Below are 16,619 nucleotides of genomic sequence, written 5' to 3'. Positions count from 1 at the left end.
CCCCGTATGAGCAGTCCTGTTTCCCTCGGCATAGACCTCGGCACCTCGGAACTCAAGGCGATCCTGATGGACATCGACGGCGTCGTGCTGGCCCACGCCGGGGTGCGCTTGAGCGTGTCGCGGCGCCACAATGGCTGGTCCGAACAGGCGCCGCAGGATTGGTGGCTGGCTTGCGTGCAGGCGCTGGAGCAATTGCGTGCCCATGAAGCCTACGCCCGTGTCGCCTGTATCGGCCTGTCGGGGCAAATGCACGGCGCGGTGTTGCTGGGCAAGGACGACCGCGTGCTGTACCCGGCCATCCTGTGGGATGACTCGCGGGCGGTGGCCGAGGCCGAACAACTGGGAAGCGAGTTCGCCGAAGTGACCGGCAGCTTGCCCATGGCCGGGCTGACCGCCCCCAAGCTGCTGTGGCTGCAACAGCATGAGCCTGACGTCTTCGCCGCGATTGATTGGGTGTTGTCGCCCAAGGATTACCTGCGGTTGCGCTTGAGTGGCGAGCGCATCAGCGAGATGTCCGATGCCGCCGGTACGCTGTGGCTGGACGTGGCGCAGCGTGAGTGGTTTACCCCGATGGTGCGCGCCACGGGCCTGGTGCCGCGCCAACTGCCCCGGCTGGTCGAAGGCGGTGCCGCCAGTGCCGTGTTGACGGCCGGCGACCTGGGGCTGGCGCCTGGCGTGGTGATCGCCGGCGGCGGTGGCGACAACCCGGTGGCTGCAGTGGGCATGGGTGCCATCAACGCCGGCGATGGTTTCATCACCCTGGGCACCAGCGCGGCCATCGTCGCCATCACTGATCACGCTGCCGGCAACCCGGGCAGTGCGGTGCACAGTTTCTGCCATGCATTGCCGCACCGCTGGTACACCATGGGGGCCATGCTGGCCGGGGCGAGTTGCCTGCGCTGGGTCACGCGGCTGACCGGCATGCCGGACGAACAGGCCTTGCTGGATCAGATCCAGGCGCAATGGCCGATCGAGCAGCCCGTGCCCCCGGAGATGCCGCTGTTCCTGCCGTATCTGGCCGGCGAGCGCACCCCCCACAACGACCCGCTGCTACGCGGCGGTTTTATGGGCCTGGGCCATGATTGCACGGCGGCCATGCTCGGTTATGCGGTGCTGGAGGGCGTGGGTTTCGGTTTGTTGGATGCGTGGCACGCGGTGCAATCGGCCGGTGCCCACGTCGAGCGCTTTGCCTTGGTCGGTGGCGGGGCGCGCAGTGAATACTGGGCACAGCTGCTGGCCAATATCCTGCAGCGGGAAGTTTTCACGCTGCGCGGCAGCGAGTTAAGCGCCTGTATCGGTGCGGCGAAGCTGGGGTTCCTGGCGATCGGGCAGGGCGACAGGCTGTTGCAAACCGGCATGCCGGTCAAGGCGCGGTACTGGCCGGACCTCACGCAGCAGCCGCGGTTAAACGCACGTTATCGCCAGTTTCAAGGCTTGCTGGCCGCCGCCAAGGGGCTGCACGCCGTCAGTCAGCCAAGGGCGGCAAGCGCCGTTTGACCGGGGTTTTCTTGACGATGGCGGTATTGGTTTCGGCGTAGGTGTTGAGCCGGTCGAGCAGGGTGTCGAGCTGCTCCATGGTGCGCACATGCAAGCGTGCGATAAAGCAGTCATCACCGGTGACCTTGTCGCATTCGGTGAACTCCGGGATCGCCTGGATCTGACGTTCCACTTCCTGCAATTTGCCGGGTAACGGGCGGATGCGCACGATGGCTTGCAGCAGGTAGCCGAAATGCCGGGGGTCGATGTCGACGGTGTAGTGAGTCAGCACGCCGCGCTCCTCCAGGCGGCGCAGGCGCTCGCCCACGCTAGGCGAGGACAACCCAGTGATGCCCGCCAGAGCCTTGAGCGACAGCCGCGAGTCATCCATCAAGGCGGCGATCAGTTGCTGGTCGATGGTGTCAATCATGATGTTCGCCTAATAAGAAAAGGTGATTTTGGGCTTTTGCCTTCTTTAGTCGCTGGAGCCACTGCCAAGCAGATTGCCATAATTGAGCCTCACTTGAGGAGCCTCAATCATGGATACATCCATCCGTCGCGGGTCATGGGAAATGGTCGCCGCCATGCTGATCTCCGGCACCATTGGCTGGTTTGTGCTGGTGTCTGGCGTGTCGGTCATCGAAGTGGTGTTCTGGCGCTGTGTGATCGGGGGGCTGACGCTGCTGCTGGTGTGTGCACTACTGGGCTATTTGCGCCTGGACTTGCTCACCTGGGCCACGCTGGGGCTGGCCATGCTCAGCGGGGTGGCCATCGTCGGCAACTGGCTGCTGCTGTTCGAGTCCTATTCCCGCGCGTCCATCGCCATCAGTACGGCGGTGTACAACGTCCAGCCGTTCATGCTGGTGATGTTGGCGGCGGTGTTTCTCGGGGAAAAGATCACCGTGCAGAAACTGGCGTGGTTGAGTGTGGCGTTCCTCGGCATGCTGGCGATTGTCACCGCCCATGGCGCGCAACAGAGCGGCGGCGGTGATTACTTGACGGGCATCGCCCTGGCCCTGGGCGCGGCGTTTTTGTACGCGGTGGCGGCGCTGATCATCAAACGCCTGAAAGCCGTGCCACCGCACTTGATGGCCTTGATCCAGGTCATCACCGGTGCCTTGTTGCTGGCGCCATTGGTGCCCTGGAACAGCTTGCCGGCGGCGGGCAACGCATGGGCGGCCTTGGCCACCCTTGGCGTGGTGCATACCGGCTTGATGTATGTATTGCTCTACGGCGCGATCCAGAAACTGCCGACGGCGATCACCGGCGCGCTGTCGTTTATCTACCCGATTGCAGCCATTTTCGTGGATTCGATTGCGTTCGGACATCGCCTGGGATGGCTGCAATGGCTGGGCGTGGCGGCGATTCTGCTGGCGGCGGCAGGGTTGCAGCGGGGTTGGTGGTGGCCCCTGAAAGCCCCTGGCCGAATTGAAAAGGCGTGATCCCTGCGCCTTAGATGGAACAGATTCCTACGCAGGTGCCACACAGGGTGGATGGATGCCAGGTTGCGGGTCTACCGCAGCCTGGAGCAAATTCCCCACCCCAATGGCGAACGATGAAAACCACTCTTTTTACCTTTCCAACCCCTGACTACCTGGCAGGAAACGTTCAAGCCGCAACAGAACCCGGCAACGTCCGTCACAAGCGTGCGCTTGATGCCCCTGCGGCGGTGAAGCGTGAGTTGGCGGCGGCGCCGTCGGGCCTGAGCAAAAACTCGGCCAGCTGGGTGAGTTTTCAGCATGGCGTCAATCTGGCTGAAGGCATCGAGCCTGGCTCATCCAAGCGCATGACCCAGCAAGAGCTGATCGCTTTGCCAGGGAAAATGAGTGCCACGGCGGTGACCCCCGAGCAGGCGCTTTTCATTGCTGCGGCCCGCGTAGGTCCTGCGCTGGAATGGGCGGTGGCGAATGGCATCCTTGAGCGCAAAACCGAATATTCACAGGCGGATATTCAAAAAGCTGTTGCCGCACTGGACAAACACCTCGAAGAAATAGCGGACGCCGTCAACAGTCTTTCCACGCCCATGCCAATGCGCAAGGACTATTTCATCGGCACACAGCAGGTGTCCCCGATCAAGGGCCATGCCGACCCGGACAACAAAACCTACCCGGTGGCGCTCTACGACGACAAACGGTTCGGTGAGGACTTCAAAACGGATCTGGCGAACAAGAAAACCGCCTACGCCACGATCCTCCAGGAGGTGTTCTCGACCTTGCCCGTGCCGGACCAGATTGCTATCGCCCAGGGCGACGTCGGTGTGTATGCAATGAAGTCATCGGGAACGGACGGCAAGCTGGAGCGCCGCACGTTCTTGCTCAAGGCTGTCCATCAGGGCAAGACCACCGTGTATGAGGTCAACCCTGAACAGGGGACGGTGGTTAAACGGGATGACTATATCAGTGTCTTCCAAGGCAGCAGCGTGATCGGAAAAAAACGCTTGCCCGACGGTGGTTACTCCGAGACGTTCACGGCGTGGCAAAAGCCGAATATTCAAGGCAGCCAGTACCAGGCCAAAGTGGATAAGCAGCCCGGTGTGCAGCCGGACAACACGTCTTTTTCAGCGCAGCTTTACGCGCTGGAGCCCCTGGGGGAATTGCCGGCACCGGCTGCAGGTGCGACCACTCAGTCCAACCCGCAGGCGCTGTTCCTGGAGCGCAACAAGCAGCTATCGACGCTAGTCGGCGAGAAGTTGTTTTACCTGAGCGATCTGGACTTGCTGCACAGCGCACAAGAGGACCCGGAACGCGTTACTGACGCCGAGAAAGATGACCGGAAAAACTATCAGGCATTCAAGCAAGAGAGGGAAAAACGTCGCGAAGTGCTGAAAGGTTTTGTGCCTCTCTGGCACGGAATCGAAGCAATCAGTGCCGGGCGCCCCATAGAAGGGCTCGCGCAGATATGGATAGATATTCTGTCCTTTTTGCTGCCGGTCGAAAAAGTCGTCACCGAAGTTGTAACGAGTGGCATCCGACTGGTGAAACCGGTCATTCCGAAGTTTCTGAAACCCTCAACCCACTTTGCCAGTTACACCTTCAGGCCGGGTGCGCCAGGCGTCGCATGGGAAGGCGGTGTACAGGGATTGAAATGGGCGCCCAATACCTCGCAGAACCTGGCCAAGGGCGTCAATCAGTTCAAATTCAACGCAACGCCGCTCTCCAAGGCCGGCTCGGGCATGCGTGAAATCGAGTACAACGGCGCCAGGTATTTCGCTGGCGCCAAGCCGGACGCCGGGGACAACGTGCACTATCTGCTGCGGGTACCGGACCCTCAAGACCCGACCCGGCTGGTGAGCAGCGGCATTATTGCCAAGCCGGATGAAACCGGCGTCTGGGCCAGGCGAGGGGTTCAAGGCGGCGAACGCCCCGGCGCAAAGAAAACGCAGGCAACGGATGCGAGTTCGAAAGGTCGCCTCCAGGCGCCCGGCAACACGGCGGCAAGTCAGAAATTGGTGAACCATCCAAACTGGCAGTCGGTAGTGGATTCGGGCACGTACAACGGGCAGCCGGTTTACATTCATTACACCAATAAGGACGGCGCAGAAGCGATTACGCGGCAGTTGAGTATTAATGATGCCTCGCGTGAAGCCACGCGTGCTGGCTCCAAAGGCGGGGTCTACGTTAACCCACCGGGCCAGCAATTTAATGGTGAAAACGTCGAAACCCTGTTGTTTTTGGGTAACAAGCGCTACGAGGGACGAGGTGACTATATGGTGATATTCAGCACCGATCAGGTGCCGACGAATTTGGGCCCTGTCACGGCGGGCAGTCCGTTCGTCGAGCTGAAGTTTCCCAAAGGCATCAAACTGACGTCGGCGAACTTCCTGTACGCGGGGCCTAACACGTTTCCCAATTATTTCGGTTGAGCGCCGCTGAGGCGCCAGGCGTCGGTTTCGTCCAGCGCCTGGTTTATACCTCTCTGGGTCGACTCAGTGCGGTGCGCGCGGGATGGTCTTGAGCAAGTCATCCGGGCTGATGTAACCGACCACACTGCCAGGCTGCGGCAGGCCGAGGATATGCCCCTTGATCTTGCCCACCACGTGCATCTCGCAGGGTTTGCAGTCGAACTTGAGCGTCAGCACTTCATCGCCATGGATCAATTGCATCGGCGCCACCTTGGTCTTCACGCCCGTCACCCCCTTGGCCTGTTTAGGGCACAGGTTGAACGAGAAACGCAGGCAGTGTTTGGTGATCATCACCGGCACTTCGCCCGTTTCTTCGTGAGCTTCGAAGGCCGCGTCGATCAGCTTTACGCCGTGACGGTGGTAGAAATCCCGGGCCTTCTGGTTGTAGACGTTGGCCAGGAACGACAGGTGCGCTTCCGGGTACACCGGCGGCGGCGAGGTTTCAGCCTTGCGCCCGCCACGTGGATGAGCGGCAACGCGAGCGGCGGTCAGTGCTTCGATCACTTCGCGGCGCAAAGCCTTGAGCTGTGAGTTGGGGATGAAGAACGCTTGCGGTGCATCCAGCTGGATGTCGATGGCGTGGTACTCGGTGGTGCCCAGTTGGCCGAGCAGGTCACGCAAGGTCTCCAGCGCCTGTTCCGGCTTGTTGGCCACGCCAAACGGGCCGGGTAGGGTGACGCTGGCGCTCAGGCCTTCTTCGCTGGTGGCGGTGACTTGCAGCTGGTCTTCACGCAGGCGCGCTACCCAGGACAGGCCGATACGGCGCTCGGCCGAGGTCTTGAGCAGCGCCTGTTGCCAGTTATGGTCCAGGTTGCGGTTCAGTGGGTGGTTGGGGCGCAACTGGTGCAGGCCGGCCGGCATTTCATTCGGCTCGACGCGGTACCGGTAGCGCTTGGCACCGTCTTCTTCGAACTCGCCTTTAGGCTCGGCGATGTTGGCGCGAAAACCGACGACTTCGCGTTTGATCAGCACATTGAGGCCATCACCATTGGACAGCGGCTCATGGGTCACCACTTGCAGGTCGCGCTTACCGGCTTTTTCCACCACGCCGACCGGCAGGCCGGTGAAGGTCGGGGTGTCGAAGGCGCCGATGTCGATCTTGCGATCGCTGACGAAGTAGTCGGTGCTGCCTCGGTGGAAGGTTTTTTCCGGGTCGGGCAGGAAGAAATGCGCGGTGCGGCCACTGGACGCGCGAGCCAGGTCCGGGCGGTCTTCCAGGATGTCATCGAGGCGCTGGCGGTAGTAGGCGGTGATGTTTTTCACATAACCCATGTCTTTGTAGCGGCCTTCGATCTTGAACGAACGCACGCCGGCTTCCACCAGGGCGCGCAGGTTGGCGCTCTGGTTGTTGTCCTTCATCGACAGCAGGTGCTTTTCAAAGGCCACGACGCGGCCCTGATCGTCTTTCAAGGTGTAGGGCAGGCGGCACGCCTGGGAGCAGTCGCCACGGTTGGCGCTGCGGCCATTCTGCGCGTGGGAGATGTTGCACTGCCCGGAGAATGCCACGCACAGGGCGCCGTGGATGAAGAATTCGATGGCGGCATCGGTCTCGTCGGCGATTGCACGGATCTCTTGCAGGTTCAGCTCACGGGCCAATACCAACTGCGAGAAACCGGCCTGGTCGAGAAACTTGGCGCGGGCCAGGGTGCGGATGTCGGTCTGGGTACTGGCGTGCAGTTCGATGGGCGGAATATCCAGCTCCATCACGCCCAGGTCTTGCACGATCAGGGCATCGACGCCGGCGTCGTACAGCTGATGGATCAGCCGGCGCGCCGGTTCCAGCTCGTTGTCATGCAGGATGGTGTTGATGGTGGTGAACACACGGGCGTGATAACGCCGGGCGAATTCGACCAGTTGAGCGATATCGCTCACTTCATTGCAGGCGTTATGGCGTGCGCCGAAGCTTGGGCCGCCGATATAGACGGCATCGGCGCCATGCAGGATCGCCTCGCGCGCAATGGCGACATCGCGGGCAGGGCTGAGCAATTCCAGGTGATGCTTGGGCAAGGACATAGTTTTTTTAGTCAGGCTTGTCACGGTTGAGGCGCGCATTGTAGCCGTGAAACGCTGGGCGGGCACCTACCATAGGGCCGGTGTGCAAACCGCTCAATCCTTGTGGGAGGGGGCTTGCTCCCGATGGCGGCCTGTCAGTCAGCTTATTTGTGACTGATGCCCCGCTATCGGGAGCAAGCCCCCTCCCACAGGGTTATGCGGTGTGCAGGGCGCCAGCGCTTAACAATGCAGGTCACCCATGCGGCACAGGTGGAATGAGGATTGGCTTGCCTGCACACAATTTGTGGGAGGGGGCTGTTCAGGCTTTGGCGGCCATCGCGGTGACTTCGACGCGCATGCCTTCAACGGCCAGGGCGGCAACGCCAACCGCTGCGCGCACGGGCCAGGGCTTGGCGAAAAAGCGTTTGTAGACCTCGTTGAATGCGGCGCGGTCGGCCATATCGGTCAGATAAATGGTCAGGTGCATCACGCGGTCCATGGAGCTGCCGGCTTTTTCCAGGGCGACTTTCAACGCCTGCAGGGTGCATTCGCTTTGCAGGCTGATATCACCCAGTTCCAGGCTGCCGTCGGCGCGGGTTGGAATTTGCGTGGAAACCAGGATGCCGTTGAAGCCGATAACGTCGGAAGAGATCGAATCGGCGTCGGGATCGGGGGTAAAGCTCAGGTCGTGGTTGGCCATGATGGGCTCGGGTCGAGTAAAGGGCAGCCAGTCTAAACACTGGCACCGCGCCGGTCACTTCTGTGGCATTTATGATCAATTACTTGGCGTCAATTAATAATTATTTTTTGCGCCTCAAGTCACTATTTTTCTGCCGATACTAGACTCAAGCATCAGTGAAAACGCTCGAGTGAGGGTACGTCATGTTCAATAAAGCGCTTAAAGCAGAACTGGCGGCCAGGACGGCCGAAATTACGCAATACAAGGGATTGTTCGCCGCACTCGACCGTTCAATGGCGGTGGTCGAATTCGACCTGACCGGAAAGGTGTTGCGCAGCAATGAGAACTTCCAGAAGACCATGGGGTACACCGCCGATCAGTTGGTCGGCAAGTCCCACCGTGACTTTTGCCCGTCTGAATTGACCGGCAGTCCCGCCTACGCGGCGTTCTGGAATGAGCTCAAGGCCGGCAAGTTTGTATCGGGCACCTTCAAACGTTTGGATTCCCACGGTAAAACCGTGTGGCTGGAGGCCAGTTACAACCCGGTGCCGGATGCACAGGGGCAAGTGTTGAAAGTGGTCAAGTACGCGCTGAACGTGACGCAAAAAGTCGAGCAGGAAGCCGCCACCCGCAGCAAAACGGCGGCCCTGGACCGTGCAATGGCGGTGATCGAGTTTGATTTGAATGGTGTGGTGCTCGACGCCAATGACAACTTCCAACAGGTCATGGGTTACTCACTGCCGGAACTCAAAGGCAAGCACCACCGTATGTTCTGCGAACCGGCACTGGTCAACAGCGGTGAATACAGCGACTTTTGGCGCCGTCTTAACAACGGCGAATTCTTCACCGGGCAGTTCAAGCGCATCGGTCGAGGTGGGCGTGTGGTGTGGTTGGAAGCCAGCTACAACCCGGTGTACGACGGCGACGGCAAGTTGATCAAAATCGTCAAGTTCGCCAGTGACATCACCGAGCGCGTGGAGAAGTTCGAGGAAGACTCTCGCGGGGCATCCCGGGCCTACCATATTTCATCCGAGACCGAGCGTTTTGCCGAGCATGGCACCGATGTGATTCAAGAGACTGCCGCTGAAATGCGCCGCATCGCCGATAACATCGGCGCTTCGGCACGGCTGGTCGGGCAGTTGGGCGATCGTTCCGAGCAAATCACCGCGATCGTCAATACCATCCGCGGTATTGCCGACCAGACCAACCTGTTGGCGCTTAACGCCGCCATCGAGGCGGCACGCGCAGGCGATCAGGGGCGCGGCTTTGCCGTGGTGGCCGACGAGGTCAGGCAATTGGCCGGGCGCACCAGCCGCTCCACCGCGGAAATTGCCGAGATGATCGGCATGATCCTCTCGGAAACCCGCGATGCGGTGTCCAGCATGAATGCGACCCAGGAAGGCGCGCAGCGTGGCGTCAACCTGGCCGACCAGGCCGGTTCGGTGATTTTGCAGATACGCACCAGTACCGGTGACGCGGTCCGTGCGGTGAGCATGTTTGCCTCGAAACTGGACGAGTCCGAGGTGATCCCTAAAACCGCCGTCGGCTGGGTAGGGTAGTGTGCGTGCACCGGCCGCCCGCTGGGGTGGCCGGTGCAGGGCCTGGTTACAGCAGGGTGAACGGGTAGTCGACGATCACCCGCAGTTCATTCAACTTGCCATCGCCCTGATCGGCGTTGGATGACACCATCGCGTCACGCAGGCGAAACGACAGGTTTTTCGCCGGGCCGCTCTGTAGCACGTACTTGGCCTCCACATCGGTCTCGTGGTGGTCTCCCTCGGCACCGTAGTCGCCGGCATAGGCACTGTTGGCCGGTGTGTGCGTGCCATTGATGTCCGAACCGTTGACGTAGCGGGTCATGAAACTCAGGCCGGGGACGCCGAAACTGGCCATGTTCAGGTCATAGCGGATGCCCCAGGACTGCTCGCCCGGACCGTTGAAATCGCCCCACTGGATCGAGTTGGCCAGCAGCACCGAATCGCCACCTTCACCCGCGCCGTTGTTGCCCGTGCCGATGTAGTCGAACGGCGTGTCGCCATGTACTTTCTGGTACGACAACGTCAGGGTATGCGCCGCCAGGAACGAGTAGGCCGCAGCGACCGAGTACGTCGTGTTGTTGATCGCCCCGGCCTTGGCACTGCCGGTGTCGAGGGTGCGATACAGGTTGCCATCCAGTGCCAGCGACTGGTCGTGGCTCAACGGGATCACATAGTTGAGGTTGGTGTAGTACTGGCGCCAGATATCTTCCAGTTCACCGGCATACAGCGTGGCGCTCAACGACGGCGTGAAGGTGTACTTGCCACCGACGAAGCTTGCGCTGTTGGCCGCCACGTTGGCGTAAGTGGCGTAGATATCGTGGTCATGGTTGCTGGTCATGCCGCTGTTGGTGCTGGTGAAGTGCCCGGCCTCCAGGTCCAGCCCGGCGATCTCGCTGCTGGTCAGGTCAAACCCGGTCGCGGTCTGCGGCAAAATACGTGTGCCGCCGGTGGCGAAGACCGGGGCGGTGGGCTGCATGTCACCGAATTTCAACTGGGTCTTGGAGACCTTGATCTTCACGTCTGCGCCCACTGAACCGTAGCCATTTTCAGGGTCGCCATGCCGGTCGGTCGGCAATTCGCCGGTGCCCGCATCGGCGTGCGTGGCGTCGAGCTTCATCGCGCCGTAGGCATAGGCATCCACGCCAAAACCGATAGTGCCCTGGGTAAAGCCTGAGGCGTAGTTGAGCATCGCGCCTTGGGTCCAGTCGCGGTTGTCAGCCTTGCCGCTCTGGCGGTCGCGGTCAAAGTAATAGTTGCGCAGCAGCCCCGTAAGGCTGCTGCCTTCTATAAAGCCCTTGGACTCTGCCTGGTCGGTCACCGAATCGGCAAAGCTGAGTTGGCTGATGCCGACGCCTATCGCCAGCGTCAACAGGCTGCACTTTCTGATCATGTTCTTATTTCCCCGAAATAATGAGCGCGCACAGTTACACCGCACTTTATTGAAAGACGCATAGGTTTAATGGGCAGGGATTCCAGGTGAGCGCAGTGCCGTTTTTATTGTGCTCGACGTGTTTGTCGAGTCCTGATTATTAACGGATTTTTCGCGGTGCGCAGCGGGGGACGGGATTAAACTCGATTAATTAAACTTCACATTATTTAATCGGTTGGGGGTGTAGCGTGGTCAGGGTCTTAGCCGCTCTGCTTCGACACTACCCTTTGGTTTGCCGCCGCAGGTTCTGCGGCGGCTTTTTTATATCGACTGGAAGTAGTGGCTGGATATTCCAGTGCCAACTACCGGGTGCCTATTACTCTTTCACATCCATGAATTCTTCAGCCCAGGCCACGTAGCTCTCCGGCAACGTGTAGGTATGCGTCAACTCGGTGGCACTCAGGTTCGAGGTGCTGTGGGTCAGCTTGCGCTGGGCGCGCAGGCTGTCATAGGTGGCCTTGATCGAGGCAAAGTAGGCGCCATGCCCGGCCACCACGATGCGTACGCCCAGGCTGGCCAGGCGCTCGCTGTCATGGAGCAGGGGATTGCCGTAGGTCACCAGCATCAACGGCACCGTGAGGTTCGCCGCGATCTGCTCAAGGTGCTCGAAGTCTTTGACGCCGACCATGCAGATGCCATCGGCGCCGGCTTTTTCATAGGCCTTGGTGCGCTCGATGACGTCGGCGGTCGGCAACACACCGGCGTTGGTGCGGGCGATGATCGAGAGTTCTGGATCGACACGCGCCTCCAGCGCCGCCTTGACCTTGCCGATGCCTTCTTCGATGGAAATCAGGTCGGTGGATTTACGCCCGAACTGCGCCGGCAGCAAGGTGTCCTCAATCGTCAGCGCCGCCACGCCGGCACGCTCAAGCTCCTCGACGGTGCGCATCACGTTCAGGGCGTTGCCATAACCGTGGTCGGCGTCGGCGATAAAGGGCAACTGGGCCACGCGCCCGATGCGGGTGGCCTGTTCAACGAACTCACTCAGGGTGATCAGCGCAAAATCGGGAGCTGCAAGTACCTGCAACGAAGCGACCGAGCCACCCAGGATACCGACCTCGAACCCCAGGTCGGCCGCGATACGCGCGGACATGGGGTCGAACACCGAGGCGGTTTCAACGCACATTTTCTTGGCAAGCAATTCACGGAAGTTGCGGCGCAACGCTGAGTGAGAGATTTTTGGCATGTTCTTTCCTGGCTCTGTCGTCTTCAGTGACGATCACTGTCTATTCATGGTGGCGCGAGGTTACCACGCAGGCGAGCCGGGGATTATGACGTTTGAGCATGGGGTAGGCGCCCTGCACATGGTGCACCTATTTGGGGCGGATCAGGGCGCTCGCGCCGGCTCTGAATCGAGCCGCGATTGCCCGGTTTCGTGAGCGTGCGTGGCTCCCATGAACAGGTACATCGCCGGTACCATGAACAGCGTCAACAGCGTCCCGATCGACAAGCCGGCGAAGATCACCAAGCCCATGTCATGGCGCCCAGCCGCACCGGCCCCGGACGCCCACACCAGCGGCACCACGCCCAGCACCATCGCCGCCGTGGTCATCAGGATAGGGCGCAGGCGCACGGCGGCCGCTTCTTCAATCGCCTCACGCTTGCTGTGGCCGGCGCGTTGCAATTGGTTGGCAAACTGCACGATCAGAATCCCGTGCTTGGTGATCAACCCCAGCAGCGTCACCAGGCCCACCTGGGTGTACACATTGATCGACGCGTAGCCCATGGTGATAAACGCCAACGCGCCGAACAACGCGGGCGGCACGGAGAACAGGATCGCCACGGGGTCGCGAAAGCTCTCGAACTGGAAGGCCAGCGCCAGGTAGACGATCAGGATCGAGAACAGCAGCAGGCCGACGAACCCACCAGACTCCTGCATGAACTGCCGCGACTCGCCGGCGAAGTCCGAGGTATAGCCCGAAGGGGCAACGTGGTTGAGGATCGTGTTCAGCTTCGCCAGCAACTCGCCCTGGGCCACACCGCTGACGCCGCCCAGCGTCGCCGAGTTGAGTTGCTGGAAGTGGTTGATCGATTCCGGCTGGGTCGAGGTCTCGATATGCGCCACCGTACGCGCCGGTATCATGTTGCCGGCAGGTGTGCGGATGTAGTAATCGAGGATCTGCTCGGGGTTGAGGCGGTTGACCTGCAACACCTGGGGAATGACTTTGTACGAGCGCCCGGCGGTGGAGAAATAGTTCACGTAATTGCCACCCAGAGCGGCTGACAACGCGGCGCCCACATCGGCCTGGGTCATGCCCAATGCGGCAATTTTTTCCCGGTCGACCACCAAGCGTGCCTGGGGTTTGTCCAGCTTCAAATCCATATCGGCGAACCAGAACAGCTGTTGTTTCAGGGCCTCGGCCATGACCGCCTGCGCGACTTCGTTGAGGTTCTCCACCGAGTCGGTGGTGGTGATCACAAATTGCACCGGCAACCCTTGGGCCCCCGGCAGCGAGGGCAGCGGGAAGGCCGCGATGCTGGCCCCCGGCACCTGATTCCATTTTTGCTGGAGGTCCAGAATCAGTTGGGCCTGGGAGCGGGTGCGGTCGCCCCAGGATTTGAGCAGCACGCCGCCCAGGCCCTGGTTGAGTGCCGGCAGGCCGGTCAGTTGGAACATCTGCGCGTATTCGGGTTCTTTGTTGGCGATCTGGAACGCCTGGTCGGCAATGCGCTCCATCTGCTGCGGTGACGCCGTCGGCGGGCCCTTGATCTGCATGAACACCAACCCCTGGTCTTCGGTGGGCGACAGTTCGCTCTTGGCCGTCATGCCGCTGGCCGCGACCAGCAGGAACAGGGCGAAACCAAAGGTCACCAGCACCGGCCAGACGTCCAGTCCGCCGGCCAGCACGCGGTGATAGCGTTTGCGCAACCAGTCGAAATACTGGTCGAGCCGCCGGGCGAAACGGCCTTCTTCCTGCCCAGGCTTGAACAGCCGCGACGTCATCATCGGTGAGAGTGTCAACGCCACCACGGCCGACACGGTCACGGCGCCTGCCAGCGAGAAACAGAACTCCTTGAACAGGGCACCCGTGAGGCCGCTGCGCAGCCCGATCGGCACGTAGGCGGCCACCAGCACCACGGTCATCGCAATGATCGGGCCGCCCAGTTCGCGCGCCGCGATCAGCGCGGCGTCCAGTACGCCTTTACCTTCCTCCTTGATATGCCGGTCGACGTTTTCCACCACAATAATCGCGTCGTCCACCACCAGCCCTATCGCCAGTACCAGGGCGAGCAGCGTCAGCAGGTTGATGGAGTACCCCAACAGGTACATGACAAAGAACGTTCCCACCAGTGACAGCGGAATCGCCACCAGCGGCACAATTACCGCACGGAACGAGCCGAGGAACAGGTAGATGACCACCGAGACGATGATCATGGCTTCGACCAGGGTCTTGACCACCTCGTAAATCGACGTGTTGATGAACTCGGTCGAGTCATACACGATCTCGCCGCGCACCCCGCTGGGCAATTGCGATTGCAGCTCGGGGAACGCCTCGCGCACGCTGCTGGCGACCGTCAGGATGTTCGCCGTGGGAGCCGCCTTGATGCCGATGAACACCGAGCGCTTGCCGGAGAACGCCACGCTGCTGTCATAGCTTTCGGCGCCAAGGGTGACGGTCGCCACATCCTCCAGGTACACCAGCGCATCGCCTTTGTGCTTGATGACCAGGCGCTTGAACTCATCCACCGTGTGCAAATCAGTGCCGGCCGTCAGGTCGATCGTCACCGACTGCCCACGGGTCGAGCCCACGGCGGACAAGTAGTTGTTGTTGGCCAGGGCGGTGGAGACGTCCTGCGCGGTGACGTTGTGTGCCGCCAGTTTGTCCGGGTCGAGCCAGGCGCGCAGGGCGAACTGGCGGCCGCCGAGAATCTCTGCGGTTTGCACGCCCTGGATCGAGTCGAGCTTGGGTTTGACCACCCGCACCAGGTAGTCCGTGATGTTGTTGGTGGGCAGCGTGTCACTGTAGAACCCCAGGTACATGGCGTCGGTGGTCTGCCCGACGGCCACCGTCAGTACCGGTTCCTGGGCCTGGGCGGGCAGTTGGTTCTTCACCGAATTGACTTGGGTATTGATCTCGGTGAGGGCCTTGCTCGCGTCGTAGTTCAGCCGCAGGGTGGCGGTGATGGTCGAGACGCCGGTGATGCTGGTTGAGGACAGATAGTCAATGCCTTGGGCTTGAGCAATAGCCGCTTCCAGGGGCTGGGTGATAAAGCCTGCGACGGTGGAGGCGTCCGCACCGTAGTAGGCGGTGGTGATGGTGACCACCGTGTTTTCGGTGCGCGGCCATTGGTTCACCGGCAGTTCGAAGATCGAGCGCAGCCCCAGGATCAGGATGAACAGCGAGACCACTACGGCCCAGACCGGTCGGTGGATAAAGGTATCGGTCAGTTTCATGGGACACCTTTAATGTTCTTGGGGAGTCGGAGCCGGGTCGTTCAACGGCGCGGCGCGGTTGTCGACCTTCACCGGCGAGCCATTCTTGAGTTTCATCTGGCCGCTGGTGATCAACAGATCGCCTTCTTTCACTCCGGACACAATCGCCACCTGGTCGCCCCGGGTCGGGCCGGTCTTGATAAAGGTTTGTTGCGCGCTGAGCACTTCCTCACCCTTGTCGTTTTTACCCGAGGTGGCGATGAACACGGTGGTGCCGTAGGGGTTGTAGGTCACCGAGGTCTGTGGAACGGTGAGGTAGCGTTGGGAAGCGCCGGAATTGACCACGGCGCGGGCAAACATACCGGGCACCAGGCTTTGCCTGGGGTTCTCGACGGTGGCTTCGACGGTGACGTTGCGCGTGGTCGGATCGAATTGGGTGTCGACCGTGCTGATCCGCCCCGTGAAGGTTTGTTCGGAAAGGCCGTCGGCGGTCACCAGGACCTGTTGGCCGATGGCAAGGGACCCGAGCTGGTTCTGTGGGACATTGAAGTCGATATAGATGGGGTCGAAGGTCTGCAGCGTGGCAATTTTGTCGCCTGGGTTGAGGTATTGGCCGGGGTTGACGCCGGTGATCCCGATACGCCCGGCAAACGGTGCGCGAATGGTCTTTTTCGCCACCAGCGCGCGTTGTTGTTCGGCGGCGGCAAGTTTGGCCTTCAAGTCTGCCGTGTCGGTGTCGACCTGGGCCTGGGACACCGCATTGACCGCCAATTGAGCCTTGTTACGCTTGAGCACGATGCCCGCCAGGTCGGCAGTCGCCTCCAGGGAGTGAAGCTGCGCGACGTCGGCGTCGGCATTCAACTGCACCAGCAGCGTCTGGGCCGCCACCTGCTGTCCGGGCGTGAAACCGAGGGTGCGCACGATGCCGCCGACTTCGGTGGTCACGTCCACGCCGCGCACCGCCTTCATCGAACCCACGGCGGACACGCTGGGTTGCCAGTCGGCATACGGCACGGGCATCGCGGTCACCACGGCGGCGGGTAGCGGCAGTTTTGACTGGGCGATCAGCGCGGAAATCTGCACGAATTTCACCCCGGCGATGATCGCGACAATCAGCAATACCACCGCGATCATGATCAACATCGGCCGCCACAGTCGACGCTTGCGCGGTACGCCGGGCTCGGAGGGCGGGGGAGAGGCAGTCTGGACGTCGGCCATGGAGAGTCTCA

Annotated in this window: 11 protein-coding genes and 1 pseudogene; 5 read left to right on the top strand and 7 right to left on the bottom strand. The window is 61.1% G+C overall.

The window, feature by feature from the left end:
* Window positions 1-6 precede the first annotated feature (6 nt).
* Window positions 7-1,497 carry a xylulokinase gene (gene xylB, locus DK870_RS04825; protein WP_161548119.1) on the top strand — a complete coding sequence of 497 codons (1,491 nt, stop codon included), beginning with the start codon at window positions 7-9 and terminating at the stop codon, window positions 1,495-1,497.
* Here xylB and DK870_RS04820 read toward each other — a convergent pair.
* Complete coding sequence (locus DK870_RS04820) at window positions 1,466-1,906, bottom strand: Lrp/AsnC family transcriptional regulator (protein WP_060753081.1); 441 nt, start codon at window positions 1,904-1,906, stop codon at window positions 1,466-1,468. The genes xylB and DK870_RS04820 overlap by 32 nt on opposite strands.
* 109 nt (window positions 1,907-2,015) lie before the next feature.
* On the opposite strand from DK870_RS04820, the gene DK870_RS04815 reads away from it, so the two are divergent.
* Together DK870_RS04815 and DK870_RS29595 are read left to right on the top strand one after the other, a co-directional pair.
* Window positions 2,016-2,918 carry a DMT family transporter gene (locus DK870_RS04815; protein WP_161548118.1) on the top strand — a complete coding sequence of 301 codons (903 nt, stop codon included), beginning with the start codon at window positions 2,016-2,018 and terminating at the stop codon, window positions 2,916-2,918.
* A 113-nt stretch (window positions 2,919-3,031) separates the two neighbouring features.
* The gene (locus tag DK870_RS29595) at window positions 3,032-5,338 is read left to right on the top strand and encodes a hypothetical protein (RefSeq protein WP_256679807.1); all 2,307 of its coding nucleotides are present in this window, start codon (window positions 3,032-3,034) and stop codon (window positions 5,336-5,338) included.
* Between the two features lie 63 nt (window positions 5,339-5,401).
* Here the strand turns inward: DK870_RS29595 and DK870_RS04805 are convergent, their stop codons facing one another.
* A complete protein-coding gene (locus tag DK870_RS04805; protein ID WP_161548117.1) occupies window positions 5,402-7,390 on the bottom strand; it encodes a U32 family peptidase in 1,989 nt (662 codons plus the stop codon).
* Window positions 7,391-7,688: 298 nt separating this feature from the next.
* A complete protein-coding gene (locus DK870_RS04800) occupies window positions 7,689-8,069 on the bottom strand; it encodes a RidA family protein (RefSeq protein WP_060753077.1) in 381 nt (126 codons plus the stop codon).
* A 182-nt stretch (window positions 8,070-8,251) separates the two neighbouring features.
* On the opposite strand from DK870_RS04800, the pseudogene DK870_RS29950 reads away from it, so the two are divergent.
* Together DK870_RS29950 and DK870_RS29945 are read left to right on the top strand one after the other, a co-directional pair.
* Window positions 8,252-9,019: pseudogene (locus tag DK870_RS29950) on the top strand (PAS domain-containing protein); the annotation flags it as partial.
* 3 nt (window positions 9,020-9,022) lie between these two features.
* On the top strand, window positions 9,023-9,607 hold the full coding sequence (locus DK870_RS29945; RefSeq protein ID WP_372241661.1) for a methyl-accepting chemotaxis protein: 585 nt from the start codon (window positions 9,023-9,025) through the stop codon (window positions 9,605-9,607).
* Between the two features lie 46 nt (window positions 9,608-9,653).
* On the opposite strand, the gene DK870_RS04790 is transcribed toward DK870_RS29945, so the two are convergent.
* The 4 genes from DK870_RS04790 to DK870_RS04775 form a co-directional block, all read right to left on the bottom strand.
* A complete protein-coding gene (locus DK870_RS04790) occupies window positions 9,654-10,976 on the bottom strand; it encodes an OprD family porin (RefSeq protein WP_060753075.1) in 1,323 nt (440 codons plus the stop codon).
* A 355-nt stretch (window positions 10,977-11,331) separates the two neighbouring features.
* Window positions 11,332-12,201, bottom strand: coding sequence for an oxaloacetate decarboxylase (locus tag DK870_RS04785; protein ID WP_060753074.1), 870 nt, complete (start codon window positions 12,199-12,201; stop codon window positions 11,332-11,334).
* A gap of 141 nt (window positions 12,202-12,342) precedes the next feature.
* Window positions 12,343-15,411 carry an efflux RND transporter permease subunit gene (locus tag DK870_RS04780; RefSeq protein WP_161548115.1) on the bottom strand — a complete coding sequence of 1,023 codons (3,069 nt, stop codon included), beginning with the start codon at window positions 15,409-15,411 and terminating at the stop codon, window positions 12,343-12,345.
* A 9-nt stretch (window positions 15,412-15,420) separates the two neighbouring features.
* Window positions 15,421-16,608, bottom strand: coding sequence for an efflux RND transporter periplasmic adaptor subunit (locus tag DK870_RS04775; protein ID WP_161548114.1), 1,188 nt, complete (start codon window positions 16,606-16,608; stop codon window positions 15,421-15,423).
* Window positions 16,609-16,619: the final 11 nt, after the last annotated feature.

Origin of the sequence: Pseudomonas sp. Q1 (assembly GCF_009935975.1) — a bacterium.
Taxonomy (GTDB): domain Bacteria; phylum Pseudomonadota; class Gammaproteobacteria; order Pseudomonadales; family Pseudomonadaceae; genus Aquipseudomonas; species Aquipseudomonas palleroniana.
The sequence above is the reverse complement of the archived record's forward strand: the minus strand, read 5'-3'. Positions and strand labels throughout refer to the sequence as shown.